The sequence below is a fragment of the Pseudomonas sp. GW821-FHT09A09 genome (assembly GCF_059418405.1).
Genome location: NZ_JBWKPU010000081.1, coordinates 1 through 1,037, shown reverse-complemented (window position 1 = coordinate 1,037; position 1,037 = coordinate 1). Strand labels below are relative to the sequence as shown.

At 65.2% G+C, this 1,037-nt stretch carries 1 protein-coding gene; it reads left to right on the top strand.

What is annotated here, in order from left to right:
* Positions 1-1,037 (top strand): AMP-binding protein (locus AC07OV_RS30560; RefSeq protein ID WP_495093615.1); only part of this gene is annotated, 1,037 nt, incomplete at both ends.

Genomic DNA, 1,037 nt, shown 5'->3' with positions numbered 1-1,037 from the left:
CAGCACATCCTGCAACTGTGGGACCGTACCGACTCAGGCTTCCCGGCCACACGCTGGGTGCACGAACTGGTCGGTGACCGCGCCCGCGAAACCCCCGATGCGGTGGCCGTCAAGTTCGACGGCCAAACCCTCACTTACTCCGAACTCGACTCTCAGGCTAACCGCCTGGCCCATGCGCTGATCGCCCGTGGTGTCGGCCCGGAAGTGCGCGTGGCCATCGCCATGCCGCGCAGCGCCGAGAGCATGGTGGCGTTCCTGGCGGTGCTCAAGTCCGGTGGTGTTTACGTACCGCTGGACATCGAATACCCCCGCGACCGCCTGCTGTACATGATGGAAGACAGCCGCGCGCAACTGCTGCTGACCCACACCAGCGCCTTGCAGCAACTGCCGATCCCTCAGGGGTTGGAAGCCCTGGCGATTGATCGCACCGAAGACTGGGCCAACTACAGCGACACCGCACCAAGCGTCGTGCTGGACGGCGACAACCTGGCCTACGTGATCTACACCTCGGGCTCCACCGGTATGCCCAAGGGCGTGGCGGTGTCCCACGGCCCGTTGGTGGCGCACATCATCGCCACCGGCGAACGCTATGAAACCAGCCCGGCCGACTGCGAACTGCACTTCATGTCCTTCGCGTTCGACGGTTCCCACGAGGGTTGGATGCACCCGCTGATCAACGGCGCCAGCGTGCTGATCCGCGACGACAGCCTGTGGCTGCCGGAATACACCTACGCGCAGATGCATCGGCACAACGTGACCATGGCCGTGTTCCCGCCGGTTTACCTGCAACAGCTGGCCGAGCATGCCGAACGTGACGGCAACCCTCCGGCCGTGCGGGTCTACTGCTTCGGCGGCGACGCCGTGGCGCAGGCCAGCTACGACTTGGCCTGGCGTGCACTCAAGCCGACGTATCTGTTCAACGGCTACGGCCCGACTGAAACGGTGGTTACGCCACTGCTGTGGAAAGCCCGCAAAGGCGACCCTTGCGGCGCTGTCTACGCCCCCATCGGCACACTGCTGGGCAACCGCAGCGGCTA